Consider the following 24,518-nt stretch of genomic DNA (forward strand, 5'->3'; position numbering starts at 1 on the left):
TGTCTATCGTTTCATTACGCCGGCCACGCGCAGTTCCGTGTGGCCGAAGTCGCGCATCTTCCAGCGGCCGCCCCAGGTCAGCCCCAGCGATTCAGCCACTTCTCCATACAGTTCGTACCCCCGCATGGCCCAGGGATCGCGCTCGCTGATCACCAGCTTGCCGTTCCGGACGAAAGCGCAGTCCGCCGCCAGGCCGTACTGGTGCCAGCTCTGGAACGCCGCCGCGTTGGTCACGCCCGGTCCCAGCGCGGCCAGCGTGTTCTGGCGCTCCGGGCTGCGGTAGCCTTCCAGCAGCGCCATCTCGTAGCCGTGGCGCTCCTTCATGATGCGGAACGCCATCAGCAGGCGCTGCGCATAGGCCTTGTCCAGCATGACCCAGTCGCGGCTGGCGCTGGCGATCATGGGCCGCTCCAGCTGCACTTCGGCCGTGGTGAAGGCCAGCGGCGGCAGCGCGGGCGGCGGCACCAGCTGCTCGCCTTCCAGCAGGCCGGCGACCTGCGGATTGATCTCCCGCGTGGACGCCTCGAAGCCGCTGAGGCTGGGCTTGCTCCCCGCCAGCAGCGCCACCGCCGGCGGCAGGCACACCAGGGCCAGGCCTGCGCCGCACAGCAAGTAATGGCGGCGCAGGAAGGCGCCCCATTCAGCCAGTTGCGCGCGGCCGCTGCGCTGCAGTTCCAGGGCGCCGTCTTCCTGCCGCTGGGCGATCGCCGCGAGGCGGCGCCGCCAGCGCACCCCGGCCCGTTCCAGCGCGCCCATCAGCAGCTCGCGGCCAGCCGGAAACAGCACCAGCCAGCTCAGCAGGCATGCCAGTAGGAAATACATCGCCACCGCCAGAAGAAACACGCTGTACCTCGCCGTCCGGTCAAAAATTATCTTAAAAGCATTGCCGTGAGTATATATTTAGTTTCTGACAATCCCGCGCACGATTGAATTATTTCGTGCGCCGGTGGGTGCGTTCCGTTGCCGTTCTGCTATGCGCCACGATTTTCTTGTTTCAGGTAAAGTCGCGAAAATTACTAAGGAGGCAACTTTGCAACACGACGAGCCGCGTAGGCCGGGAGCAGCCCGGCCCAGCCTTTTGTCTGCCGAGCCGCAGGCGGAAGCAGCCCGGACCAACATCCTGGGCAACCTGGAAAGCGGGAAGAAGAAGCCGGCGCCCGCTGCCGCGCCTGCCTCCGGCGCGAGACCGTCCGGCATGGGCAAGGGCACGCTGTGGGGCGGCGCCGCGCTGGCGGTCGCGCTGCTTGGCGGTGGCGCCGCTTGGCTGGCCGCCGAACCGGGCAGTGCCACCAGCCAGGCCCTGGCCGACCATGCGCCACCAGCGCAGCCTGCGCCGGCGCCTGCCGCTGTGGCGGTTGCGGACGGCGCCGCTGACACGGCGGCCGCCGCCACCGATGGCGCCGCCGCGCCGGCAGCCGGCGCCAGTATCGGCGCGCCCGGCGCTGCGCTGGCAGCGGCTGCCGCCACCGGCGCTGCGCTGGCCGCCGGCGGCACGGCGCCGTCCGCCGCTGCCGCTCCGGGCAACAGCGCCGACCTGGTCGCTGCCCTGGCGGCGCCATCGAAGCCCTCCAGCGCCGCCGCCATACAGGAAGAAAAGCCCGAGAAGCAGCAGTCGCTGCGCGAGATGCTGAACGCACCATCGCCTGCCAAGGCCAAGTCCCCGGAACCCAGGCTGGCCAGGAATGACGGCAAGCGTGCCAAGGCGGAAAAGCCGGGCCGCAACCCCGACAAAGCCGGCGCCAAGACCGTCGCCAAGACCGCCCCGCGCAGCACGAAAGCCGCGCCGCCCGCCAAGGCCAAGCAGGCGCCGGCGCCTGACAGCGACGTGGCGCTGCTGGCCGCGCTGGTGGCCCACACCCAGGCCGCGCGCCCGTCCGGGCAGCCCGAGACCTTGTCGGTGAAGCTGAAACAGTGCCGCCAGCTGAGCACCAAGGGCGCCGAACAATGCCGCGTCCGCACCTGCGCCAGCGCGAAGGACGATCCGCTGTGCAAACCGGTGGTGACGGCAGCGGTGGATGGAGCGTTCCCATGACGCCCGCCGCCGTGGCGCAGATCGCTGCGAGCCTGGCGCAGTTTTCCAGCGCCACCCGGCTGTACGCGCTGCGCCTGCCTGACGGCGCCGCCGTGCCGGACGCCGGCGAGCTGTTGGTGGAAGCCTTTGTGGCGGACGAGCAGCTGCAGGAAACCGGCGCGCGCGACGTCATCGTGCTGTCGACCAGCGCCTTTGTCGACTTGCGCCAGCTGGTGGGCAAGGCGGCCGCGCTTGAAATCTCGCTGGCCGACGGCAGCCGCACCGCCTTCGGCGGCGAGATCACGCAGGCGGCCATGCTGGGCAGCGAAGGCGGCATGGCGCGCTACCGGCTGCGCCTCACGCCGTGGCTATGGCGCCTGGGCCAGGCGCGCAACAGCCGGGTATGGCAGGACAAGGCGGTGCTGGACATCGTGGGCAGCGTGCTTGACAGCTATGGCGGCGCGCGCTGGCGCGTCAGCGACGACGTGGCGCCTTTCATGGAAGGCGTTGCCCCGCGCAGCTACTGCTGCCAGTACCGCGAAACAGACCTGGACTTCGTGCGCCGCCTGCTGGCCGAGGAAGGCCTGGGCTGGCGTTTCGAAGACGGCGAGGAAGGCCAGAGCCTGGTGATCCACGCCGACACGCTGCAGCGCAGCGCCATCCCCGAAGACAGCAGCAGCGCCGCCGGCGAAGGCGTGCGCTTCCACGGTGTGCGGCCCGGTGAACGGCAGGACACGGTGCAGGCCCTGCAGGCGCGGCGCAAGGTGGCGTCGTCGCTGGCCACCCTGCAGAGCTACGACTACAAGGGCAAGCGCGCGGTGGGCGCAGCGGCGCCGTCGACCTTGCGCGCCGGCGCCAGCCTGCCGCCGCTGGAAGACTACGACTTCCCCGGCCAGTACGCCTGGGCCAACGCCGGCCAGGCGCAGCGCTACGCCGGGTTCCAGATGCAGGGCCGCGAAGCACGCAGCCAGTTGTGGCAAGGCCGCTCCACGGTGCGCACGCTGCGCGCCGGCACCATGCTGCGCATTTCGCAGTGCCCGCTGGCAGGCGCGCCGGATGGCTACACGGTGCTGCGCGTGCTGAGCGTGGGCGTCAACAATCTGCCGGCGCCGGTGCAGCAGGGTCTGGCCGAGCTGTTTGGCCCCATCCCGGAGCTGTTGCAGGAGCACTCGGCGCAGGACTGGCCGGACGGATTCGCCTTGACGCTGGCGCAGGCGCGCGAGAGCGGCTATGCCAACCACTTCGAAGCGGTGGCGGCGCACACGCCGTGGCGCCCGCAGTTGCCGGGCAGCGGCGGGCGCAGCCATCCCAAGCCGACCGCCATGGGGGCGCAAAGCGCCATCGTGGTCGGGGCGGACGGCGGCGACAGCGCGCAGGGCGCGGACGAACTGTATTGCGACCGGCTGGGCAGGGTGCGCATCCGCTTCCACTGGCAGGCAAGCGGCGACGCCACATGCTGGGTGCGGGTGGCGCAGCGCGCAGCCGGCGGCGGCATGGGTAGCCAGTTCCTGCCGCGCATAGGGCAGGAAGTGCTGGTGCAGTTCCTGGAGAACGATATCGATCGGCCCATCATCGTCGGCGCGCTGTACAACGGCCAGGGCGAGGGTGGGCAGGCGCCCACGCCGGGCGGCAAGCCCGCCGCAGCGGCCGGCGCGGCCGGCTTGTTCGGCCGCGCGCACGACCATGCGCCGTCCGCGCAGGGCAACCTGGCCAACGGCCACGCGCCGCTATGGCACGGCGCGGCGGCCGGCACTGGGGAGCACCGCAGCGCAGCGTCCCAGTGGGGCGTGCGCAGCAAGGAGTTCGGCGGCGCCGGCTACAGCCAGCTGCTGTTCGACGACACCGATGGGCAGGGCCGCGTGCAATTGCGCTGCAGCCACGCCGCCAGCGAATTGAACCTGGGCCACCTGGTGCACGGCGCCGACAACTACCGTGGCAGCCTGCGGGGCCTGGGGGCGGAGTTGCGCACCGAGGCCTATGGCGCGGTGCGCGGCGGCGCCGGCCTGCTGGTGACCAGCTACGCCATCTCGCACGCGGCAGGCGCGCGCGAACCGGCCGGCGACAACACGGCCGGCATCGCGCTGATGAAACAGGCGGCGCAACTGGGCGAATCGTTCAGCAAGGCGGCCGCCACGCACCAGACGGTGGTTTACGCCAGCCATGCGGGCGCGGCCCGCGCGGGGGGCAGCCGGCTGGACGAAGGCGCCGCGCCGCTGAAGGCGCTGCAGGCCGCCTTGTCCGGCATGGTCGGGGACGCCAGCCTGGAGGCGGCGCAAGCGGACGCCGAAGCCCGCAGCACCGGCGCCGGCGAGGGCAAGCTGCCGCACAGCAGCGCCGCGCTGCTGGCCGTCAGCGCCAGGGCTGGCCTGGGTGTGACGGCGGGGCAGGGCGTGCAGCTGGCCAGCGGGGAAACCGTCAGCCTGATGAGCGGCGGCGACAGCCAGTTCGCCAGCGGTGGCCAGTTGCGCGCGCATAGCGGCCAGGCGCTGGGCGTGCTGGGCGGCGCGGTCAAGGCCGGCGAGGATGGCATCGGCCTGCAGATGGTGGCGGCGGCGGATGCGATCGACGTGCAGGCGCAGGCCGATACGCTGGCGCTGCAGGCGCGCGACGATGTGCAGGTGGTGAGCGCGAACGCGCACGTCGACTGGTCGGCTGCGAAGAGCATCAAGCTGGCCACGGCGGGCGGCGCCAGCATCGTCATCGACGGCGGCAACATCGTGGTGTCCTGTCCCGGCAAGCTGACCATCCATGCCGGGAAAAAGAGTTTCTCCGGCCCGGCCAGCATGGGGGCGGAAATGCCGCAGCTGCCACGCGGCGCCATGCGCTTCGACGAGAAGTTCCAGCTGCTCGATCCGGCCGGCGACCCGGTCCGGAACATGCGCTACGCCATCACGAAAGCGAACGGCGCGCGTATCGAGGGCGTGACCGATGACAGCGGCATGATCCCGCTGCAGCAAGGCTTCAGCCCGGAAGACCTGAAGATCCAGATCCTGGGCAAGCTCAAATAGTCCGCATGGCTCAAACAGCGCATCAGCTGGCGCTGCCGCCTTGCAGCTTCGCTTCCAGGTCTTCGATGGCGTCCTTGATGCCCTCGAAGAAGTCCCAGTCGGCCAGGATGCGGTCGTTGTAGCTGAAGTCCGCGCCGTATAGCAGCGCGTACGGCAGCGCGTGGTAGGTCAGCCGGTGGATGGCATGGCCATCCGCGCCGCTGATGCGCAGGGTGTTGTAGCCGTTGCGTCCAGGCGTGGCGGCCAGCTCGATGCGCAGGCCATGGCGCATATCCTCCAGCCGCTCGCCGTCGCCGCCGCCGTGGCGGAACAGCGCATGCCGGCGCTGGTCCGGCATATGCAGCACCAGCACGCCCTCCGGCGTCCAGTACATGCAGTACATGCGCTGCTCTTCCAAGGTATAGGTGCCCGGAATGGGGGCGCTGCGGCGGTAGGCCGTGGACAGCGCCGACACGGCCGGATGCCGGCCTTCGTCGACGTAGCGCCAATGCCCGGTGGCGGGCTCGAAGTCGATCACGTCGCCGGACGTGTGATGCCGGTACAGCAGCAATTTACGCGGCCGGCCCGGATTCGCTCAGGCCTGGCTGGCGACGTGCATCTGCCGCGCGGCGGCCGCATGCGCCGGATCGTGCAGCGGGTCCTGCAGCGGATTTTGCAGCGGCGTCTCGGCGGCTGCCAGGGGGACCGCCACCGGCAGCGGTTTGATGGCTTGCTGGGCCAGGGTGCGCAGCAGGGGGAAGCCAGGCGCCGGTGTGTGGGAGCCTGGATCGGCGCGTCCTTCGGCCACCGACTGCAGCAGCGGGTAAGGGCCTGCGCCAAGCAGCGCGGCCTGTTCCGTGTCCGCCAGCAGCAGCGCTGCGGCGCCTTCGCCCGCTTGCGCACCGCAGGCCAGCAGCAAGGCCAGGCATGGCTGTGTGCTGTGTTTGAGCGCCGTCAGCACCTGGGTGGGATGCTGGTTGCGGCGCGCATTGCGGTCCACTTGTTCCACTGGCCAGCCTGCGCTCACCAGCTGGTGCTGCAGCCAGCGCCCGGCGGCGTCGCGCCACGGGCCTTTCCACTCCGCCGGCAGCAGGGCGATCAATTGCAGCCTGGGCAGGGCGGCTTCGGACGGCTGCGCCAGGCCCTTGTGCGCGCCGGCCATCGTGGCCAGTTCGCGCGTCGCGGACGTGGCCAGCGCCAGCGCGCGCCAGAAGTCGGACGGGGCGTCCAGCTTGCCCTGGCCGGTGGCTTTCATCCAGGCCGTGGTTTCCGCGCGTAGCGCGTCTTCGTCCACTTGCTCGCCCATGGCCGCGCCGATCAGGCGCAGCGGAATGGCGGGCGGCTTGGGCGCGGCCGCCGGCTGCGCAGGCGTGACGGCTGCGGCACCCTTGCGGCGCGGCCATAGTTTCAGCACCGATAAGAAAATGTCTTTCAGTGAGGCTTGCATAGCGTCGTCCCTGTACGTGTTTCACTCAGTATAACTTAGGTTTCTGATAAGAGACACTCTATTGCAGAGATGCTTTTTCATCATGGCTTAATATTTGCATAATCCAAATAACCAGTTCCACCAAGAAAGTGATCGACAGTTACTAGCGGCTGCGATAAAGTGCCGCATTCATGCTGGATTCCCCATGGCAGGCCCAAGAAGCGCCTGTCCTCACCCGGTTACCTTTGGTTAGCCTCCGCCATAGCGGCTGGCATGTTGCCCTGTCGCGGAAATACAAATAATACGCAATGCTGAACTTCCGTCCGCCCGTTCGCCTGGCTATCAGGCTGCTATGCTGCCTGCTGTGCGCCTGCGCGTGGCCGGGATTGGCGCCAGCGCGCGAGCTGGTGGTGATCGTGTCGGCCAGGAGTCCGGTCACCGCCCTCGAGGCGCGCCAGGTGGCGGACATCTTCCTGGCCGAGGCGGCACGCTATCCGGGCGGCGCCGAGGCAGTGGCGGTGGACCAGAAACTGGGCTCGCCGGTACGCAATGAATTCTACGCCAAAGTCGCGGCGCGCACGCCGGAATCGATGAAGGCCCACTGGACCAAGATGATGTTCACCGGGCGCGGCCAGCCGCCGCGCGAAGCGGCCGGCAACGCCGCCGTGCGCCGCATGGTTGCCGCCGACCCCGCATTGATAGGCTATATCGACCGCGCCGCGCTGAACGCGAGCGTGCGCGCCGTGCTGGTGGTGAAGTGATGGCGCGGCTGGATCACAAGAGCGGCGCCGCCAAGCGTGCGCGCTGGCTGCGGCTGGGACTCGAAACCTATGTGACCTTGCCGCTGTTTACGGCGCTGCTGCTGGGCGCCATCTGGGTCTTTACTTTCCATTTTATCGGCATCGAGCGCGAACTGGCCGCCAAGGGCGCCGCCGATTCGGTGCGCGAGCTGGTCGATACTTACGAGGCGCAAGTGGCGCGCAACCTGGGCGGAATAGACCAGAGCCTGAAAGTGATCGCCTACGCCGCCGAGCGCAAGGGCGCGGCGGACGCGCTGGCGGAGCTGAACCAGCATGGCCTGCTGCCGTCGGCACTGGTGTTCGCCATCAGCATTGCGGACGCGCAGGGCCAGGTGGTCGCCCGCAGCCCCGTGGCGCGGCCGGTTTCGGTGGCGGACCAGCCTTATTTCAAGCAGCACCGGGAAGCGCCGGGGCACGCCGCCATCGTCGGCGAAACCGTGCGCGACGCCGCCAGCGGCGACGCGCGCCTGCATTTCACGCGCCGCCTTGACGACGCGGCAGGCCAGTTCGCGGGCGTGGCCGTGATCGAAGTCGATCCCGCTTATTTTACCAGCGGCTACGAGCGCCGCCGCCAGGGCGAACAGGGCGCGCTGGCGCTGGTGGGCAACGACGGCGTGGTGCGCGCGCTGCGCGTGGGAGACAAAGTGAGCTGGGGCCAGCAGCTGGACCTGCGCGCCGAAGTGGGTGCCAGCCTGTCCAATTCCTGGGACGGCGTGGCGCGTTACACGATGGCGCGCCCGCTGCACGGTTTCGCGCTGACCGCGCTGGCCGGCTTGTCCGAGCGCGAGCAGCTGGCCGTGTTCGAGCGGCGCCGCGTGGCCAGCCTGTGGGAAGCGGGCGTGGCCAGCGCAGTGCTGCTGTTGCTGGCCGCGCTGCTGTGGGTCTGGATCTGGCAGGGCGCCATGGCGCGCCGCCGCATCCGCAACGCGCAGGAGACCTATGCCGCCGCCTCCGAGGCGAGCATGGACGCCTTTTTCGTGCTGCGCGCGCTGCGCGACCGGCGCGGCGTGGTGACCGATTTCGACATCGCCGACGCCAACGGCCGCGCCGAGGCGCTGTCCGGCCTGACCCGCGCCCAGCTCAAGGGCATGACCTTGTGTTCCTGGCTGCCGCAGGTGCGCGTGAGCGGAAAGTTCGAAACGCTGGCCCATATCGCCCAGGTGGGCGGGGTATACCAGGAGGAGCAGCGCAACGGCATGCCGCAGCTGCACGCCAACTGGCTGCACTGGCAGGTGGTGGGCGTGGACGGCGGCGTGGTGGCCATCGTGCGCGACATCAGCGAGCGCAAGCTGGCCGAGGAACGCATCGTCCACATGGCGCACCACGACAGCCTGACCGGCCTGCCCAACCGCAGCCTGATCGCGGACCGCCTGCAGCAAGCCATCCTGCACGGCGAGCGCAACGACCTTGAAGTGGCGGTAGCCTTCATCGACCTGGATAGCTTCAAGGTGGTCAACGATGGCCTGGGCCACACCGCCGGCGACCAGCTGCTGACCGAGGTGGCGGCGCGCATGACGGCTTGCGTGCGCCGGCACGACACCGTGGGCCGCTTCGGCGGCGACGAGTTCGTGCTGGTGCTGCCCGAGCAGCGCGACAGCGGCGGCGCGCTGATGCTGCTGCTGGAGAAGATCCGCGAGGCCGTGATACGCCCGGTGGTGCTGGGCGGGCAGCCGGTGCAGGTGAGCTGCAGCATCGGCGTGGCGATGTATCCGCGCGACGGCAGCGACGCCGACACCTTGCTGATGAACGCGGACGCCGCCATGTACCGCGCCAAGGACACCGGCAAGAACAATGTGCAGTTCTATACCCAGGAGATGAATTCCACCCTGGAGGAAAAACTGGACCTGATGGACGGCCTGCGCAGCGCGCTGGCCGAGGAGCAGTTCCGGGTGCAGTACCAGCCCAAGGTGAACCTGGACAGCGGCCTGGTGTTCGGCGTGGAAGCGCTGCTGCGCTGGCAGCATCCGGTGCGCGGCATGATGGCGCCGGACCAGTTCATCCCGCTGGCCGAGGAGAGCGGCGCCATCGTGCCGATCGGCGAATGGGTGCTGCTGACGGCGTGCCGGCAGGCGCGCGCCTGGCAGACCGCCGGCTTGCCGCCGGTGACGATCTCGGTCAACGTGTCGGCGCGCCAGTTCGACGATGCGCGGCTGGTGATGCGGGTGCGGCGCGCGCTGGAACTGAGCGGCCTGGCGCCGCAGTGGCTGGAGCTGGAAGTGACCGAAAGCCTGCTGATGCGCGACCTGCAGCAGGCCATCGACAAGATGCGCGAGCTGAAGGCAATGGGCATTTCGCTGTCCATCGACGATTTCGGCACCGGCTACTCCAGCCTGGCCGCGCTCAAGTCCTTCCCGATCAGCAGCCTGAAGATCGACAAGTCCTTCGTGCGCGACCTGGACGTGAGCAGCGACGACCAGGCCATCGCGCGCGCCATCATCTCGCTGTCGCACCAGCTGCAGCTGCGCGTGATCGCGGAGGGCGTGGAGACGGTGCAGCAGCGCAGCTTCCTGCAGGAGAGCGGCTGCGACGACATGCAGGGCTATCTGTTCAGCCGTCCGGTGGCGCCGGAACTGATCCGGGCCATGCTGGAAGCGCAGGCGGAAGCCGCCGGCTCCTGACGGCGCATTGTTCGGCGCCGGCTCGCGGCGCGGCCCCATGCGCTACAATTGCTAAATTGCATCTTCAGACACCAGCAGCCATGAGCCAAGAATTCTCCAACGATATTTACACCGAACCGTCCAACGTCGACGTCAACACGCTGGCCAACCTGGGGCCGCTGACCGCGATGGCCGGCATCTTCGAGGGACAGCGCGGCCTGGACATCAAACCCAAGGTGGACGGCCCGCGCAAGCAGGCCTATGTGGAGCGCATCGAGCTGCAGCCGATCGACCCGGTGACCAACGGCCCGCAGCTGTTCTACGGCCTGCGCTACGTCATCCTGATCACCAAGCCTGAGCAGGTGAAGACTTACCACGAGCAGGTTGGCTACTGGCTGTGGGAACCTGCCACCAATACCGTGATCCAGACGCTGGCCATCCCGCGCGGCCAGATCGCCATGGCCTCCGGCACCGCCGCGCCGGACGCTAAGAGCTTTGAACTGGTGGCCTACCGCGAGTCCGACACTTACGGCATCCGTTCCAATCCCTTCCTGGAGTTCGGCTTCAAGACGGTGGAATACCGCATCAAGGTCACCATCAACGACGACGGCACCTGGGGCTACGAGGAAGACACCGTGATGCTGATCCGGGGCAAAGAGGACGAGCCCTTCCACCACATCGACCGCAACCTGCTGCACAAGGTGGCCGAGCCGACGCCGAACCCGCTGGCGCGCTAAGGCGCGTCAGGCCGGCTTGCCGGCCATGCCCCGTTCCTCGGGGCGCAGCGTGAGCACCGCCACGCCGCTGGCCGTGACGGCCACGGTGTGCTCGAACTGCGCCGACAGCGAGCCGTCGCGCGTCACCACGGTCCATCCGTCCGCCTCGGTCCGCACGCTGCGGCCGCCCCGGTTGAGCATGGGCTCGATCGTGAACACCATGCCTTCTTGCAGGGGCAGGCCGGCGCCCCGGTCGCCGAAGTGCAGCACCTTCGGCTCCTCGTGCATCTCGCGGCCGATGCCGTGGCCGCAAAACTCACGCACCACCGAATAGCCGTTGCGCTTGGCGTGCCGCTCGATCGCCCAGCCGATGTCGCCGAGGCGGGCGCCGGGGCGCACCGCGCGGATGCCTTTCCACATGGCTTCGTAGCAGGTCTGGACCAGCCGCCGCGCGGCGGGGCTGACGTCGCCGATCAGATAGGTCTTGCTGGAGTCGGCGATGTAGCCGTGCTTTTCCAGCGTGATGTCCAGATTGACGATGTCGCCATCGCGCAGCACCACCGAGGCCGAGGGCACGCCATGGCAGACCACCTGGTTGACCGACGAATTGAGCACAAAGCCGTAGCCGTACTGGCCCTTGCTGGCCGGCCGCGCCTGCAGTTCGTGCACGATGAAACGTTCCACCATGGCATCGATCTGCAGCGTTGACATGCCGGCCAGCGGCGTGCGGTCCAGCAGCCCGAACACGCAGGCCAGCAGCCGGCCGGATTCGGCCAGCAAGGCCAGCGCCTCGGGGTGCTTTGTCATGCCGCCGGGATTGCTTAAATTTCCCATTGGATTTCCTTTTATATGATCAATATACAAATCGTATACGTTTCGTATAATAACTTCAATCAAAAAAGGGAATTTTTAGCGCGCGAAAGCGCTGCGCATACATGATCTTGCTAAAATAGCCAGCTTGCGGCAGTGGCCAAGGAGGGATGGCGATGGCAAAGCGGCTGATCATAGAAGGGCGGGTGCAGGGCGTGGGCTACCGGGCCACGTTGGCCAACGAAGCGGCGGCGCTGGGCCTGCAAGGCTGGGTGCGCAACCGCAGCGATGGCTCGGTGGAAGCCGTGGTGGACGGCGACGCGCAGGCGGTCGACGCCATCATCGCCTGGGCCAGGCGCGGCCCGCCCGCCGCCGTGGTATCGAAGGTCGCCATCGAGGACACCGAGCCGCCGCCGCGCGGCACGTTCAAGATCACAGCAAGCCACTAAGGCACAGGAAGTGCACGCATGAAAACCCAATACTACTGCGCAAGCAGCCTGGATGGCTTCCTCGCCACCGAGGACGATGCGCTCGATTGGCTGTTCCCGCTGGGCGACGTGAACGATTCCAGCTATCCCGAATTCATCGCGGACGTGGGCGCGCTGGCGATGGGATCGGCCACCTATGAATGGATGGCGCGTAACGCCGGGCAGGTGATCGCGGAAGTGGGCGCCGCGTGGCCGTACACCCAGCCGGCCTGGGTATTCACCCGCCGCACATTGCCCTTGATCGAAGGCGCGGACGTGCGTTTTGTCAGCGGCGACGTGCGCAGCGTGCACGCCGGGATGCGGGCCGCCGCCGGCGGCAAGAACATCTGGATTGTCGGCGGCGGCGACCTCGCCGGCCAGTTCTACGATGCCGGCCTGCTGGACGAACTGATCCTGCAGATAGGCTCGGCCACCCTGGGCAAGGGCAAGCCGCTGTTTCCGCGCAGGGTGCTCAGCCCCGTGCTGCGCCTGATGTCAGTACGGCAGATGGGCGCGGGCATGGCGGAACTGCGCTATGCGGTGCACCAGGGCGACGCGGAGCGCGGCAGCTGACTTCAGGGCATAGCCAGCTCGCGCGCGAATACCTGGCTGATCAGGTCTTTGCCGAAATTGCGCTGCGGCGCTTCTTCGATCAGCTGGAAGCCGGCCTTGTCGTAGATGCGGCGGGCGCCGGTGAGGACGCTGTTGGTCCACAGGACCATCGTCTTGTAGCCGGCCTGGCGGGCGAAGCGCAGGCATTCGTCCACCAGCCGGCCGCCGATACCCCTGCCGCGCGCGCTTGGATCGACGTAGAGCATGCGCAGCTTGGCGGTGGTCGCGTCCTGGCGCACGACGAACACGGAGCCGACCACCTTGCCGTCCTTTTCCGCGATCCAGCAGCGCTCGGATGCTGCGTCGAAGTCGCGGATGAAATTGGCGGTGATCTCCGCAGCCAGCGCTTCGTACTCGTTGTTCCAGCCGTACTCCTGCGCATACATGACCGTTTGCCGATGCACGATCCAGCCCATGTCGCCGGGCTGCGGGTTGCGCAGGATGTAGCTGGACGAGGGCGCACCCAGCAGGCCCTGGATCTGGCCCATGGCCTCAACCAGGTCGTGCTGCAGTTGCGGCGGCAGCCGATCCAGCATGGTCCGCACTGCGCGCTTTGAAGCCTCGTTCAGCTGCCCGAACGTATCGCGGCCCTGGCCGGTCAGCTCCAGCCGGGCGGCACGCGCGTCGGTGTGCGAGCGCGTCCTGGCCACCAGCCCTTTTTTCTCGAAGCCGGCAATCACCCGGCTCAGATAGCCTGCGTTCAGGCCGAGCTCGCGGCACAGGTCCGAACTGGTGATGCCGGTCCTGTGCGCCAGTTCGTACAGGATGCGTGCTTCGGTCAGCGAGAAGCCGCTGTCCAGCAGATGCTCGTTGAGCACACCTATCTGGTGGGTGTAGGCGCGGTTGAAGCGGCGGACGATGTCGATGCGTTCTTCCAGACTGGTATGCATGGCGGCTCCATTAATTTGCCTTTGGCAGATTATTGCTTGCCTTGGGCAACAATGTCAACCTCACGCTGGCGGCGGCGATCCGCAAGGCGCGCTACATTGGCGCGATGGAGCGCTATCGAGACCTCAGCGGCACCTCAGGGGTGACCGCCTATGCCATACGGGCCGACGCCATCGACGTGCAGTTCGCCGGGGGCGCGGTCTACACCTACACTGTCGCCAGCGCGGGGCGTACCCATGTCCGGCGCATGCAGCGCCTTGCGCGCAGCGGAAGTGGCCTCAGCACCTACATCGCCCAGCACGTCCGTGGCGCCTACGCGGCGCGGCACGAACCGTACGGACACAGCTAATTCCACGCGGGAATAGCAAAAAATAAATACCAATGCATTACCAATTGCGATAGTATACAGTCCAGTTAGATACCAAATTGCAAAGTTGTAGTGACTTGGTGTTGTCCGTGGCTGACTTGCAAAAGGGGGCGCAATGGCGCAAACGAATAAGCGGTTGCTGTATTTCTGCCTGTTTTTCCTGTTGTACGAAATGGCGGTTTACCTGTCCAACGACATGATCATGCCGGCCATGCCGCAGGTGGTGCGCGAGTTCCAGTCGTCCAGCCACGCGATTGGGCTGTCGCTGAGCCTGTACATCCTGGGTGGCAGTACGCTGCAGATTTTCCTGGGACCGGTGGCCGACCGCATCGGCAAGCGCAAGGTCATGCTGGCCGGGAATGCGCTGTTCCTCGCCGCTACGCTGCTGGTGCCGTTCGCGCAGACCATCACGCAATTCCTTGCCATTCGCTTCTTCCAGGGCATGGGCTCGTGCTTCATCTTTATCGGCTACGCCGCCGTGCACGAACTGCTGGACGACGAGCGGGCGGTCAAGATGACTTCCCTGATGGGCAACACTACCGTGTTCGCGCCGCTGATCGGGCCGGTGATCGGCAGCGCCGTCATTACGGTGCTGGACTGGCGCGCCATTTTTGGCATCGCGTTTGTGCTGGGCGCGGTGGCCTGGGTAGGCCTGTTCCGCACCATGCCCGGTTATGCCGCGGCCCCGGCCGCAACTTCGGCCGCAACTTCGGCCTCAATCCCCGCAGCCGCGGCGCAGGTGCCGGCCGCGCCGCGCAGCCTCGCGGCCAGCTACCGCGCCATCTTCACCAACCGCACGTTCATGTTCGGCATTTTTGTCGCGGCTTGCGCCATCACGCCGCTGACCGCGTGGATAGGGCTGTCGCCCGCGATCGTCCTGCAGCGCATGGGTGCTCCCTACGGCACCTACATCGCCTGGCAGTGCGCCATCTTCTGCGGCTTCGTCTGCAGCACGCTGGCGATCCAGCGCCTGGGCGAGGGCTTCTCGCTGGCGCGCCTGCTGCGGCAGGGCGGGGCGCTGGCGCTGGTGGGCATGGCCGGCGCCGCCTTGTTGTACCGGCAGGGCCACATGTTCGTGCTCTGCATGTTCGTCTATTCGGCCGGCTTCGGCCTGTTCAACGGCGCGTTGCTGCGCATCGCGCTGACCGCCACCGGCGTTTCCATGAACCTGACGTCGTGCGCCATGAGCTTGTTGTACTGCCTCTACCTGGCCGCCGGCCTTGAGCTGTATAACGCGGTTTGCGCGCATTTCGACTATGCGCTCGGCGCCTACGCGCTGATGAACGCGCCGCTTGGCGTGTTCCTGTTCCTTGCCCTGCGGCGTGCCGCCAGCCGCCATGCGGCGCGCGAAGCTGCGGGCAGTGGCGCGCCAGCCGCGCCAAGCGCGTTACCGGTGGCGGACACCGCTTAACGCTGCCTTCTTTTGTCACCGACTGCCTGGAGAGAATCTGATGAGTTTCGATCTTGAGTATGAAGTTCTGATCAAAGATTTAAAGTCCGCTTTCGTCACGTGCAAGCAATGGGAGGCTTTCTGCCGCCAGGATCCCAGTGCGCAGTGCGAACACAGCGCCCGCCTGCATTTGCTGGAGGAGGGCTACCGGCGGCAGCTGGAGCAGGTGCGCCAGCTGGTGCGCGAACAGTTTGCGCTGTTCGACGCGCGCCGGGTGTCGTCGCTGATCGGCATCCCGACCCAGACGCTGGCGCCGGAGGAGTTGCTGATGCACCGCATCTGGATGGGCGGCCCCTTGCCGGACGGCGCCCGGCAAGCCATCTGCCAATGGGAAGCCGCCATCGCCGAGGTGCAGGCGCCGGATGATCCGGAATACGAACTGGTGCTGTGGGTGTGGGACGCGGCGCAGCTGCGCGGCGATCCCTCGTTCCGCGTGGGCCGCGATATCGGCGGCTGGGCCATCGGCGGTTATGTGGTGGGGCGCGATGTGCTGGCCGTGCATTCGCTGCGCAAGCTGGCGCAGGCGCGCGCCCCGCAGCGGCTGGCGCTGTTCGAGCAGCTGCACGCGGCGCGCTGCTACGTGAACCTGGCCGACTATTTCCGCCTCCTGATCCTGTACGAGGCCGGCGGGATCTACCTGGATGCGGATACGATGCCTTACCGCGCCGCCACCGCTTTCCTGGCCAAGCCGGAAGTGCCCGACTATGTGAACTTCGCCTTCGATCCGCAAACGCAGCAAATCAACGCCACCTTCGTTTCGTGGCTCAATCTGATCAAGGATGAAAACGGCATGCTGGTGGCGCGGCGTGGCAATGGCGCGCTGCGCCAGATCCTCGCCGCCATGGACCGCAACCTGGACGGCATGCCGCATCCGCCGCAGCGTACGGATGCTGCCGCAATGCAGGACTACGCGGCGCTGCTGCACCAGGCGACGTACGGCGAATGGCACCGCCACATCGGCCAGACCTTCCTCGCCTACCACGACATGACGCGGCGCCACGCGGTGCTGCACGACGGCCAGCCGGAGGCGGTGGTGGGCGGCCTGCGCGGTATGCGCTTGCGGGTTGACGCGATCACCGGTGCGGCGGTGCCCTTCAGCGCCGACGAGGAGCGCAGCTATCTTGAATGTGTGGCGGCGCTGGAGCAGCGCGGCTGGCGGCTAGGGCACGCGCTGGAGCTGGAGACCGTGTCGGAACTGGCCTGGTTCCGCGAAGTGCCGCGCATGGCGTATGCCCCGCAATTGCGCGCGCAGCCGGAAAGCTGCAACTATTATTCCTTCCTGTCGCAGGACCAGTTGCTGGACCGGGTGAACACGCTGTTCGCAGCCTATCTGCTGGCGCGCAACGCGGACCGCATCCTCGGCGGGGACTACTGGTGTCCGACGCGCGGCAACGGACAACGCGAACAGGTGGTGCTGCGCCTGGCTCGCCACGGCGTGGCGCAGGATGGCCGCAGGAGCGCCCAATGAGTGCCTTGTTGCGGCCACCGGTTCCAGTGACGTTCGTTTCCGGCGCCGCGCTCGATGACGCTGTCCGCGACCGCATGGCCGAGCTGCTGTTTTCCACCAGCTACCTGGAGTACTGCTCGGCGGGGAACAAGCTGCGCCTGCCGCTGCGCGACCTGCAGCGGCGGCAGAACATCGAGCCCTACATCGGCCATGTGCATGGCATGGTGGAGCGCGGCGGCGGTGGCTTCGCCGGCTTTTTCACCGCTGCCACCGTGCGCGAGTTCGCGTCCGTGCCAGCGGTATCCCACTACCGCGACGAGGTGAGGGACATGGATGCCGCGTACGACGCCTTCATCGCCCGCAACGCGCGCGACGAAGACTTCCTGGTCGGCAGCCTGGCGATCGAGGCGCGCTGCCAGGGGCGCGGCTGGTTCGCCCACATGCTGGCGGAGATCGAACGCCTGGCGCGCAGCCGCGCCTGTCCGCGCATCGTACTGACGGTGTGGGAAAGCAGCGCCGCCATGCCCATCTATCTGCGGCGCGGTTTCACGCGATGCGACAGCTTCGGCTACGCCTACGAGCTGTTCTTCGACCGGCTGCACTTCCTTGAATACCAACTAAGCGGGGACTGAAATGCAAAGCATCGAATCGATCGGCAAGAACAGTATCGCGCGCCGCAACCTGTCCACTGTCGGCGCCGGCGCGGCGCGATTGAACGGCCGCCGGCACGGCGAGCCGCTGCGGGTGCTGTCCGAGCAGGACTGGGCATGCTGGGTGAACAACGGCTACGTGGTGATCAGGCAGGCTATCGCTGCGGACAAGGTGGCGCAGATCGAAAGCCTGATCTGGGACTTCGAAGAGATGGACCCCCGCGATCCCTCGACCTGGTACCCGCCGGAGAAGTCGCGCCTGCGCAAGACCGAACTGAGTTTCAACGCCGGCATGGTGGAACTGTACAACCACCAGCACCTGTGGGATGCGCGCCAGTCGCAGCGCGTGTACGACGCGTTCGTGGATGTGTGGGGCCGCGAGGACCTGTGGGTGTCGATAGACCGCGTGAACCTGAATCTGCCGCCAGAGCCGGGCTTCGAGTTCAAGAGCTTCATGCATTGGGATTACGACCCGGATACAGACCCGCAGAACGTACAGGGCGTGCTGTCCATCAGCGACCAGGTGGACGAGGAGGTGGGCGGCTTCGTCTGTATCCCCGATCTGTTCCGCAACTACGCGTCGTGGCGCGCGCAGCAGCCGGACGATTGGGACTGGTACCGCCCCAAGGTGGCGGACCTGCCGCACGTGAGGGTGCCGCTGAAGAAGGGCGATCTGCTGATTTTCAACAGCAGGCTGTGTCACGGCATACGCCAGAACCGCTCGGCGGAGAAGGTGCGCATCGCGCAGTACATATCGATGATGCCGGCGCAGGAGGACAACGCCGAACTGCGCGCATGGCGCATCCGTTCCTGGCGCGAGCGGCTGGCGCCGGAAGGCTACAGCCTGCACGGCGATCCGCGCCGCAAGGAGCAGACCTGCTACGCCACCGCGCAGCTGAGCGGCCTGGGTGAACGGCTGCTCGGCCTGCGCGGCTGGAACGAATAATTTTTACACGAGGAGAGTACGGAAATGGCAGACGAACTGGCGCACAAAATCGGACAACTGTTCATGGTCGGCTTCGACGGGCTGGAGCCCGACGCCGCCATTGCGCGGCTGATACGGGAGCAGCGGGTGGGGGGCGTGATCCTGTTCCGGCGCAACGTGCATACGCCGCAGCAGGTGTCGGCGCTGTGCCGCAGCCTGCAGGAGATCAACGCGGAAGTGAGCGAGCAGCCGCTGCTGATCGCGCTGGACCAGGAAGGCGGCATGGTGATGCGCATCGAGCAGGGCGTGACGCCGATACCGGCCGCCATGGCGTTCCAGGCCGCCGGCGCGGTGGCGCACTGCGAGCAGATGAATTTCGTCAACGGCGACGAGATGGGCCAGATCGGCGTCAACATGCTGCTCGCGCCGGTGCTGGACGTGAACAACAATCCGCTCAACCCGGTGATCGGCGTGCGTGCCTACGGCGAAGACGCGGACACCGTGATCCGCTACGGCATCGCGGCCATGCGCGGCCAGCAGCGCGCCGGCGCCATCGTCACCGCCAAGCACTTCCCAGGCCATGGCGACACGGCCGTGGACTCGCACTACGCGATGGCGTCCGTGCTGCACGGGCAGGAGCGCCTGCGCGAAGTGGAGCTGGCGCCGTTCCGCGCCGCCATCGACGCCGGCGTGGACGCCATCATGACGGCCCACGTGGCTTTCCCGGCCTTCGAACCGGACGCCAGCCTGCCGGCCACGCTGTCGCGCAATGTACTCACCGGCCTGCTGCGTGAAGAAATGGGTTACGACGGCGCCGTCATTTCCGACTGCCTGGAGATGGGCGCGATATCGGAGGGCGTGGGCGTGGCTGCCGGCGCGGTGGCAACGCTGCTGGCTGGCACCGATATCGTGCTGGTGTCGCACCGCGAGGACCGCCAGCACGCTGCGATCGCCGCCGTGCTGCGCGCGGTGCAGCAGGGCGGCGTTCCGGAAGCGCGCATCGACGAGGCGCTGCGCCGCGTGCGCAAGCTGAAACAGGCGCGCGCAGTGCAGGCCTGGCGCGAGCGCCCGGCGGAGCCGCCGGCGCTGATGACGCCCGAGGCGCAGGCTTTGTCGCGCAAGATCCAGTACGCGGCGCTGACGCAAGCCGGATCGTTCCGGCCGCTCGACCTGTCGCTGCCGGTGGCGCTGCTGACCTTTGAAGTGCGCGACCGGACCGAGATCGATGAAGTGGCCACGGGCCGCAACAAGGAAGCGCGCAGTTCCATGCTGGCGGCGCTGCGGCGGGCCGGTGCGGCGGCGCGCGAGTATGCGCTGGCGGCGGACGCGCCGGACGACGAAATCGGCGAAGCGCTGGCGTTTGTGGAGGGCGCGCAGCAGATCGTGGTGCAGACCTACAACGCCATGCTGGTGTCCGGCCAGCGCCGCCTGCTGGCCGCGCTGCCGCCCGAGCGCCTGTGGGTGGTGGCCGGCCGCTTGCCGTACGACCTGGACCTGGCGCCCGGCGCGCAGGGCCGCCTTGCGTCATTCGGCTGCCGTCCGGCTGCGCTGGAGCCGGTGGTGGACCGGCTGCTGGGGGCCGTGGCGGGCAAGGGCGTGGCCGCCGGCGCCGCCGCCTAGCGCGCCGCTACACCTCGTCGATCTGCGCGAACTGTTCGGCAAGGTAGTCGAGCAGGCCGCGCACCGAGGGGATCAGGCCGCGCCGGGTGGGGAAGGCGGCATGGATCACCTCCTTCGGCGGCGACCAGCCCGGCAGCAGCCGCACCAGGCTGCCGTCGGCCAGCTGTTCGTGTACCATCATCAGCGGCAGCTTGACCACGCCGATGCCCGCCAGGGCAGCGTGGCGCAGCATGGTCATGTCGCTGGTGATGAACTTGGGACCATAGTGCTGCGCCGCCTGGGCGCCGTCCGGGCCATGCAGATCCCATACGTTTCCTTCCAGCGCTGGGCCGGCGCCCAGGCTGGGCCACTGCGCCAGCTCCATCGGCGACTGCGGCATGCCGTAGCGTTCCACCAGCGCCGGCGCCGCCACCAGGCACTGCCCGGCGTAGCCCAGCACGCGCATGGTCAGGTCGCTGTCGCTCAGCGGCAGGGGACGCACGCGCAGCGCCAGGTCCAGTCCTTCCGAAATCACGTCCACGGCGCGGTTCAGCGCCACCAGCTGCACCGTCACCTCCGGATACTTGACGGCGAATGCCGCCAGCATCGGCCCCACGCGCGCGTGCAGCAGGCCGATGGGGCAGGACAATCGCACCGTGCCGCAGGGTTCCGCATGCGTGGCTTCGATCACGGTCTGCGCGGCTTCGGCCTCCACCAGCATGGCCTTGCAGCGGCTGTAGTAAGCCTGCCCCAGTTCCGTCACCGCGAAACTGCGCGTGGAGCGCTGCAGCAAGCGCGCGTCCAGCCGCTCTTCCAGCAGCGCAATGCGCCGGCTGAGCTTGGACTTCGGTATGCCCAGCGCACGCCCGGCAGGCGCGAATCCGGCGTGGTCGACAACCTGCACGAAGTAGTAGAGATCGTTCAAATCTTGCATGGGGTGTTCTGGCTACTGTTCTAAAGATAGGACTCTGAAGGTGGATTTTACCGTCTTTGCAAGCCATTGTTTCAGTTCTATGCTTTAGCCATCAACGAAACCGGGGACAGGCGATGAAAAAGACAATTGGTGTTTATGGCAATGACCGCCAGCATTGGGTTGGCGACGGCTTTCCGGTGCGCTCGCTGTTCTCGTACCACAACGATGCCAGGGCGCTGAGTCCCTTTCTGCTGCTGGACCGTGCCGGACCGACCGATTTCGCGCCATCGTCAGCGCCGCGCGGTGTGGGCCAGCATCCGCACCGCGGTTTCGAAACGGTGACCATCGTCTACAAAGGCGAAGTGGCGCATCGCGATTCGGCCGGCAACGGCGGCGTGATCGGCCCCGGCGACGTGCAATGGATGACGGCCGGCGGCGGCATCCTGCACGAGGAGTTCCATTCCAGCGCTTTCACCCGCGACGGCGGCACGCTGGACATGGTGCAGCTGTGGGTGAACCTGCCTGCCAAGAACAAGCTGGCGGCGCCGGGCTACCAGGCCATCGTGGATGCCGATATTCCCGTGGCGCCGCTGGCGGAAGGGGCGATCACGCTGCGCGTGATCGCCGGCCAGTACGCCGGCCGCATCGGCCCGGCGCGCACCTTTACGCCGATGCAGGTGTGGGACATGCGGCTGAACGGCGGCGCCGGCGCCGATCTGCCTGCGGCGGATGGCTGGACCACCATGCTGGTGGTGCTGCACGGCGCGGTGCGCGTGAACGGCGGCGCGCCAGCGCGCGAAGCGCAGATGGTGCTGCTGGAGCGCAGCGGCAGCGGTGTGCGCATCGACGCCGACGGCGACGCGGCGGTGCTGTTGCTGAGCGGCGAGCCGATCGAGGAGCAGGTGGTGGGCCATGGTCCTTTCGTGATGAACACGCAGGCCGAAATCGCGCAGGCAATCGATGATTTCAACCAGGGGCGGTTCGCGCGCATCGCGCGCTGAATCCGGCCCGCCAACCAAGGAGTATCACCATGAGCAAACCTTACGTCCGCCTGGACAAGAATAATGCTGCCGTACTGCTGGTCGACCACCAGGCCGGCTTGCTGTCGCTGGTGCGCGACATCGACCCGGGCAACGGGCAAGAAGCAGCTGATCATCGCCGGCGTCGTGACGGAGGTGTGCGTCGCGTTTCCGGCGCTGTCCGCGCTCGAGGAGGGGTATGACGTGTTCGTGGTGACGGACGCCTCGGGCACCTTCAACGAGATCACCCGCCATGCCGCGTGGGACCGCATGTCGCAGGCCGGGGCGCAGCTAATGAGCTGGTTCGGCGTGGCGTGCGAACTGCACCGTGACTGGCGCAATGACATCGAGGGACTGGGCACGCTGTTCTCCAACCACATCCCCGATTATCGCAATCTGATTACCAGCTACAGCACGCTCACGGCCAAGGGTTGATCAGTCCTGGTCCTGCTGCTTGCGGTACACCAGCCAGCCGGCGATGGCGGTGAAGGCGGCGACGATGAAGGCGACCACCCAGAAACCGGCCGGGTCGTCCGCCATCGGCACGCCGCCCACGTTCATGCCCAGCAGGCCGGCGATGATGTTGATGGGCAGGGCCAGCACCGTGACGATGGTCAGCACGTACAGGCTCTGATTGTTGCTCTCGTTGACCTGCGCGGCGATTTCTTCCTGCAGCAACTTGATGCGTTCCTGCAGCGAGGCCATGTCGTTCAGCACCACGGCGAATTCCTCGGTGGCCGCGCGCAGCTCTTCGCTGTCCACGTCGGCCACCCAGGCGGGCGGTTTTTGCAGCAGGCGGAACAGCGCCGCCGGTTCCGGCGCCAGCAGGCGGCGCAGGCGCACCAGCACGCGCCGCAGCGCGCCCAGGTCGGTCCGCTTGCGCTTCAGCTTGCCTTGCAGCAGGTTGTCCTCGATGCCATCGACGCGGCTGATGGCGTCGCGCACGATCTTCACCAGTGCGTCGGCCTGGTCGCGCAGCAGGTGGGTCAGCAGTTCCACCGGCGAACGTATCGGCTCGCCCGCGCGCACCGCCTGGCGCAAGCCTTCAATGGCCTTCAGCGGCTGGCGCCGCGCGCTGATGACCACTTGCCGGTCCACGCTCAGCCACAGCGTGGCGATGTCGGACGGGTCGAACGAAAAATCGTGCACCACGTCGTTGACGACAGCGATCAGCGCGTTGTCGGCCAGTTCGATGCGCGTCGAGCGCTGGCCTTCATGCAGGCTTTCATAGAATTCCTCGGCCAGCGCCACGTGCTCGTTCATCCATTTCTCGCTGGCGGTGTTGGCCAGGTTGAAGTGCAGCCAGATGAATTCGCCCTCGTGGTGGCCGGGCTGCGCCAGCCATTCGCGGGCGGCGTCCGACTCGATCGGCAGGGGCTGATGATCGCGTCCGAACAAATAGCCGCAGACCAGGCCGGATTGGTCCGATCCATAGGCGGGCGCGTTGATCTGCATGGGCATCTCCAAGTTTGAGTGCCGCAAGCATAGCAAACTGCTGTTACCGGTGGAAGTCCACGCGGAAGCGCACCGGTCCGATGATCTCCACTTCATGCAGAATGCGCGGCTCGACAACGCCGGGCTGCTCGGGCGTCAGGCGGACGGTTTCCTTCTCCGGCCCGCTGATGTGGTACAGCAGGGCGCCTTCCAGCACCGCGATGCGGCCCCATACGCCGGCGGCGGTGCTGTGGTTGCGCTGCAGCGCCGCCGGCACCGTGTGTTCGGTGAAGTCGGCGCTGCTTTTGTAGAAGGCGACGTTGTCTGGCAGGGTTTTCATCGATGGCTCCCGTTTGATGTGTTAAGCCATTGTAGTTGAAAACCAATGAACATGCATTTAAAATGAATGTTTTACCAGCGGTGGTGGACATGGGGCGCGATGCGCCGGGCGTAGATGCTGCGCAGCGCAGCCATGGCGTCGGCATCCAGCGCTGGCAGTGCGCTGGCGCGCGCGTTGGCCTGCGCCTGCAGCGGGTTCTTCGCGCCCGGAATGACGGTGCCGACGGCGTCTTCCATCAGTATCCAGCGCAGCGCAAACTGCGCCATGGCGACACCGCCCGGGAGCAGGCTGCGGATTTCTTCCACGGCGGCCAGCGCCACCTCGTACGGCACGCCGGAGAAGGTTTCGCCTTTGTCGAAGGCTTCGCCGTTGCGGTTGAAGGCGCGATGGTCATCGGCGGCAAAGGCGGTGGCGGCGTTCATTTTGCCGGCCAACAGGCCGGAAGCCAGCGGCACGCGCGCGATGACGCCAACCTGGCGCCGCTTCGCTTCGGCAAAGAACAGTGCCGAGGGGCGCTGGCGGAAGATGTTGTAGATGATCTGCACCGACTGGACGTTCGGGTACTCGATCGCCTTCAGGCCTTCTTCCACCTTTTCAACGGAGACGCCGTAGTGGCGGATTTTTCCGTCGGCCACCAGCTGGTCCATGAAGCCGAACACCTCGGGCTGGTAGTAGATGGCCGGCGGCGGACAGTGCAACTGGACAAGGTCCAGGCAGTCCGTCTGCAGATTGACCAGCGAGCGCTCGACGTAGGCGGCCAGGGACTGCGGGTTGTAGGCCTGCGCCACGTGGGGCGACGAGCGCCGGCCGATCTTGGTGGCCACGAACGGCTTGGGGCCGCCGCGTTCCTTCAGCACCTCGGCCACGATCTGCTCCGAGCGCCCGTCGCCGTAGACGTCCGCCGTGTCGATGAAGGTCATGCCCTCGTCCAGCGCCGCATGCAGGGCCGCTTTCGCGTCCTCTTTCGATACGTCGCCCCAGGCGCCGCCGATGGCCCATGCGCCAAAGCCGATTTCCGATACGCTCTGCCCGGTGCTGCCGAATATTCTTTGTTTCATGA

The 24,518-nt window shown here is 67.3% G+C and carries 23 protein-coding genes and 1 pseudogene; 15 read left to right on the plus strand and 9 right to left on the minus strand.

The window, feature by feature from the left end; all coding sequences use genetic code 11:
- Nucleotides 1–3: 3 nt before the first annotated feature.
- A complete protein-coding gene (locus tag ASD15_RS20145; RefSeq protein ID WP_082551996.1) occupies nucleotides 4–822 on the minus strand; it encodes a M15 family metallopeptidase in 819 nt (272 codons plus the stop codon).
- 208 nt (nucleotides 823–1,030) lie between these two features.
- Here ASD15_RS20145 and ASD15_RS20150 point away from each other — a divergent pair, with 208 nt between their 5' ends.
- Together ASD15_RS20150 and ASD15_RS20155 are read left to right on the plus strand one after the other, a co-directional pair.
- On the plus strand, nucleotides 1,031–2,032 hold the full coding sequence (locus tag ASD15_RS20150) for a hypothetical protein (RefSeq protein WP_157201047.1): 1,002 nt from the start codon (nucleotides 1,031–1,033) through the stop codon (nucleotides 2,030–2,032).
- Nucleotides 2,029–5,019, plus strand: coding sequence for a type VI secretion system Vgr family protein (locus ASD15_RS20155; protein WP_057156834.1), 2,991 nt, complete (start codon nucleotides 2,029–2,031; stop codon nucleotides 5,017–5,019). The genes ASD15_RS20150 and ASD15_RS20155 overlap by 4 nt, the downstream gene beginning before the upstream one ends.
- Nucleotides 5,020–5,041: 22 nt before the next feature.
- Here ASD15_RS20155 and ASD15_RS20160 read toward each other — a convergent pair whose 3' ends face one another.
- Both ASD15_RS20160 and ASD15_RS20165 read right to left on the minus strand, forming a co-directional pair.
- Nucleotides 5,042–5,569, minus strand: a complete 528-nt coding sequence (locus tag ASD15_RS20160) for a hypothetical protein (RefSeq protein WP_057156835.1) — start codon at nucleotides 5,567–5,569, stop codon at nucleotides 5,042–5,044.
- Between the two features lie 24 nt (nucleotides 5,570–5,593).
- On the minus strand, nucleotides 5,594–6,445 hold the full coding sequence (locus ASD15_RS20165) for a hypothetical protein (protein ID WP_057156836.1): 852 nt from the start codon (nucleotides 6,443–6,445) through the stop codon (nucleotides 5,594–5,596).
- Nucleotides 6,446–6,732: 287 nt separating this feature from the next.
- Here ASD15_RS20165 and ASD15_RS20170 point away from each other — a divergent pair, with 287 nt between their 5' ends.
- From ASD15_RS20170 to ASD15_RS20180, 3 genes are all read left to right on the plus strand, one after another.
- Nucleotides 6,733–7,185, plus strand: a complete 453-nt coding sequence (locus tag ASD15_RS20170; protein ID WP_057156837.1) for a hypothetical protein — start codon at nucleotides 6,733–6,735, stop codon at nucleotides 7,183–7,185.
- On the plus strand, nucleotides 7,185–9,842 hold the full coding sequence (locus ASD15_RS20175; protein WP_057156838.1) for an EAL domain-containing protein: 2,658 nt from the start codon (nucleotides 7,185–7,187) through the stop codon (nucleotides 9,840–9,842). Before ASD15_RS20170 ends, ASD15_RS20175 begins: the two co-directional genes overlap by 1 nt.
- Nucleotides 9,843–9,922: 80 nt before the next feature.
- Nucleotides 9,923–10,558 (plus strand): FABP family protein, encoded by a 636-nt coding sequence (locus ASD15_RS20180; RefSeq protein ID WP_057156839.1) that lies wholly within the window; start codon nucleotides 9,923–9,925, stop codon nucleotides 10,556–10,558.
- 6 nt (nucleotides 10,559–10,564) lie between these two features.
- Here the strand turns inward: ASD15_RS20180 and map are convergent, their stop codons facing one another.
- On the minus strand, nucleotides 10,565–11,344 hold the full coding sequence (gene map, locus ASD15_RS20185) for a type I methionyl aminopeptidase (RefSeq protein ID WP_057156840.1): 780 nt from the start codon (nucleotides 11,342–11,344) through the stop codon (nucleotides 10,565–10,567).
- Between the two features lie 179 nt (nucleotides 11,345–11,523).
- On the opposite strand from map, the gene ASD15_RS20190 reads away from it, so the two are divergent.
- Both ASD15_RS20190 and ASD15_RS20195 read left to right on the plus strand, forming a co-directional pair.
- A complete protein-coding gene (locus ASD15_RS20190) occupies nucleotides 11,524–11,796 on the plus strand; it encodes an acylphosphatase (protein ID WP_057157300.1) in 273 nt (90 codons plus the stop codon).
- An 18-nt stretch (nucleotides 11,797–11,814) separates the two neighbouring features.
- Nucleotides 11,815–12,387 (plus strand): dihydrofolate reductase family protein, encoded by a 573-nt coding sequence (locus ASD15_RS20195; RefSeq protein ID WP_057156841.1) that lies wholly within the window; start codon nucleotides 11,815–11,817, stop codon nucleotides 12,385–12,387.
- Between the two features lie 2 nt (nucleotides 12,388–12,389).
- Here ASD15_RS20195 and ASD15_RS20200 read toward each other — a convergent pair whose 3' ends face one another.
- Complete coding sequence (locus tag ASD15_RS20200; protein ID WP_057156842.1) at nucleotides 12,390–13,316, minus strand: bifunctional helix-turn-helix transcriptional regulator/GNAT family N-acetyltransferase; 927 nt, start codon at nucleotides 13,314–13,316, stop codon at nucleotides 12,390–12,392.
- Nucleotides 13,317–13,357: 41 nt separating this feature from the next.
- On the opposite strand from ASD15_RS20200, the gene ASD15_RS20205 reads away from it, so the two are divergent.
- The 6 genes from ASD15_RS20205 (at nucleotide 13,358) to nagZ (ending at nucleotide 19,773) form a co-directional block, all read left to right on the plus strand.
- Nucleotides 13,358–13,663 (plus strand): hypothetical protein, encoded by a 306-nt coding sequence (locus ASD15_RS20205; RefSeq protein ID WP_307188292.1) that lies wholly within the window; start codon nucleotides 13,358–13,360, stop codon nucleotides 13,661–13,663.
- Nucleotides 13,664–13,796: 133 nt separating this feature from the next.
- On the plus strand, nucleotides 13,797–15,092 hold the full coding sequence (locus ASD15_RS20210) for an MFS transporter (protein ID WP_082551997.1): 1,296 nt from the start codon (nucleotides 13,797–13,799) through the stop codon (nucleotides 15,090–15,092).
- A gap of 40 nt (nucleotides 15,093–15,132) precedes the next feature.
- On the plus strand, nucleotides 15,133–16,599 hold the full coding sequence (locus ASD15_RS20215) for a glycosyltransferase (RefSeq protein WP_057156843.1): 1,467 nt from the start codon (nucleotides 15,133–15,135) through the stop codon (nucleotides 16,597–16,599).
- A complete protein-coding gene (locus tag ASD15_RS20220; RefSeq protein ID WP_157201049.1) occupies nucleotides 16,596–17,210 on the plus strand; it encodes an N-acetyltransferase in 615 nt (204 codons plus the stop codon). Before ASD15_RS20215 ends, ASD15_RS20220 begins: the two co-directional genes overlap by 4 nt.
- A 1-nt stretch (nucleotide 17,211) precedes the next feature.
- The gene (locus ASD15_RS20225; RefSeq protein WP_057156845.1) at nucleotides 17,212–18,174 is read left to right on the plus strand and encodes a phytanoyl-CoA dioxygenase family protein; all 963 of its coding nucleotides are present in this window, start codon (nucleotides 17,212–17,214) and stop codon (nucleotides 18,172–18,174) included.
- A gap of 24 nt (nucleotides 18,175–18,198) precedes the next feature.
- Nucleotides 18,199–19,773 carry a beta-N-acetylhexosaminidase gene (gene nagZ / locus ASD15_RS20230; protein ID WP_057156846.1) on the plus strand — a complete coding sequence of 525 codons (1,575 nt, stop codon included), beginning with the start codon at nucleotides 18,199–18,201 and terminating at the stop codon, nucleotides 19,771–19,773.
- A 7-nt stretch (nucleotides 19,774–19,780) separates the two neighbouring features.
- Here nagZ and ASD15_RS20235 read toward each other — a convergent pair whose 3' ends face one another.
- Nucleotides 19,781–20,686: a LysR family transcriptional regulator gene (locus ASD15_RS20235; protein WP_057156847.1), complete on the minus strand. Its 906-nt coding sequence runs from the start codon at nucleotides 20,684–20,686 to the stop codon at nucleotides 19,781–19,783.
- A gap of 113 nt (nucleotides 20,687–20,799) precedes the next feature.
- Between ASD15_RS20235 and ASD15_RS20240 the strand changes: the two genes are divergently transcribed.
- Both ASD15_RS20240 and ASD15_RS20245 read left to right on the plus strand, forming a co-directional pair.
- Nucleotides 20,800–21,666, plus strand: a complete 867-nt coding sequence (locus ASD15_RS20240; protein WP_057156848.1) for a pirin family protein — start codon at nucleotides 20,800–20,802, stop codon at nucleotides 21,664–21,666.
- 29 nt (nucleotides 21,667–21,695) lie between these two features.
- Nucleotides 21,696–22,119, plus strand: a pseudogene (locus ASD15_RS20245) (isochorismatase family protein).
- On the opposite strand, the gene ASD15_RS20250 reads toward ASD15_RS20245, so the two are convergent.
- The 3 genes from ASD15_RS20250 to ASD15_RS20260 all read right to left on the minus strand — a co-directional run bounded on the left by ASD15_RS20250 (nucleotide 22,120) and on the right by ASD15_RS20260 (nucleotide 24,516).
- Complete coding sequence (locus tag ASD15_RS20250) at nucleotides 22,120–23,139, minus strand: transporter (RefSeq protein WP_057156849.1); 1,020 nt, start codon at nucleotides 23,137–23,139, stop codon at nucleotides 22,120–22,122.
- Between the two features lie 43 nt (nucleotides 23,140–23,182).
- Complete coding sequence (locus ASD15_RS20255; RefSeq protein WP_057156850.1) at nucleotides 23,183–23,458, minus strand: DUF1971 domain-containing protein; 276 nt, start codon at nucleotides 23,456–23,458, stop codon at nucleotides 23,183–23,185.
- A gap of 71 nt (nucleotides 23,459–23,529) precedes the next feature.
- Nucleotides 23,530–24,516: an aldo/keto reductase gene (locus ASD15_RS20260; RefSeq protein ID WP_057156851.1), complete on the minus strand. Its 987-nt coding sequence runs from the start codon at nucleotides 24,514–24,516 to the stop codon at nucleotides 23,530–23,532.
- Nucleotides 24,517–24,518 lie beyond the last annotated feature (2 nt).

This window comes from Massilia sp. Root351, from assembly GCF_001425045.1.
Classification (GTDB): domain Bacteria; phylum Pseudomonadota; class Gammaproteobacteria; order Burkholderiales; family Burkholderiaceae_D; genus Rugamonas.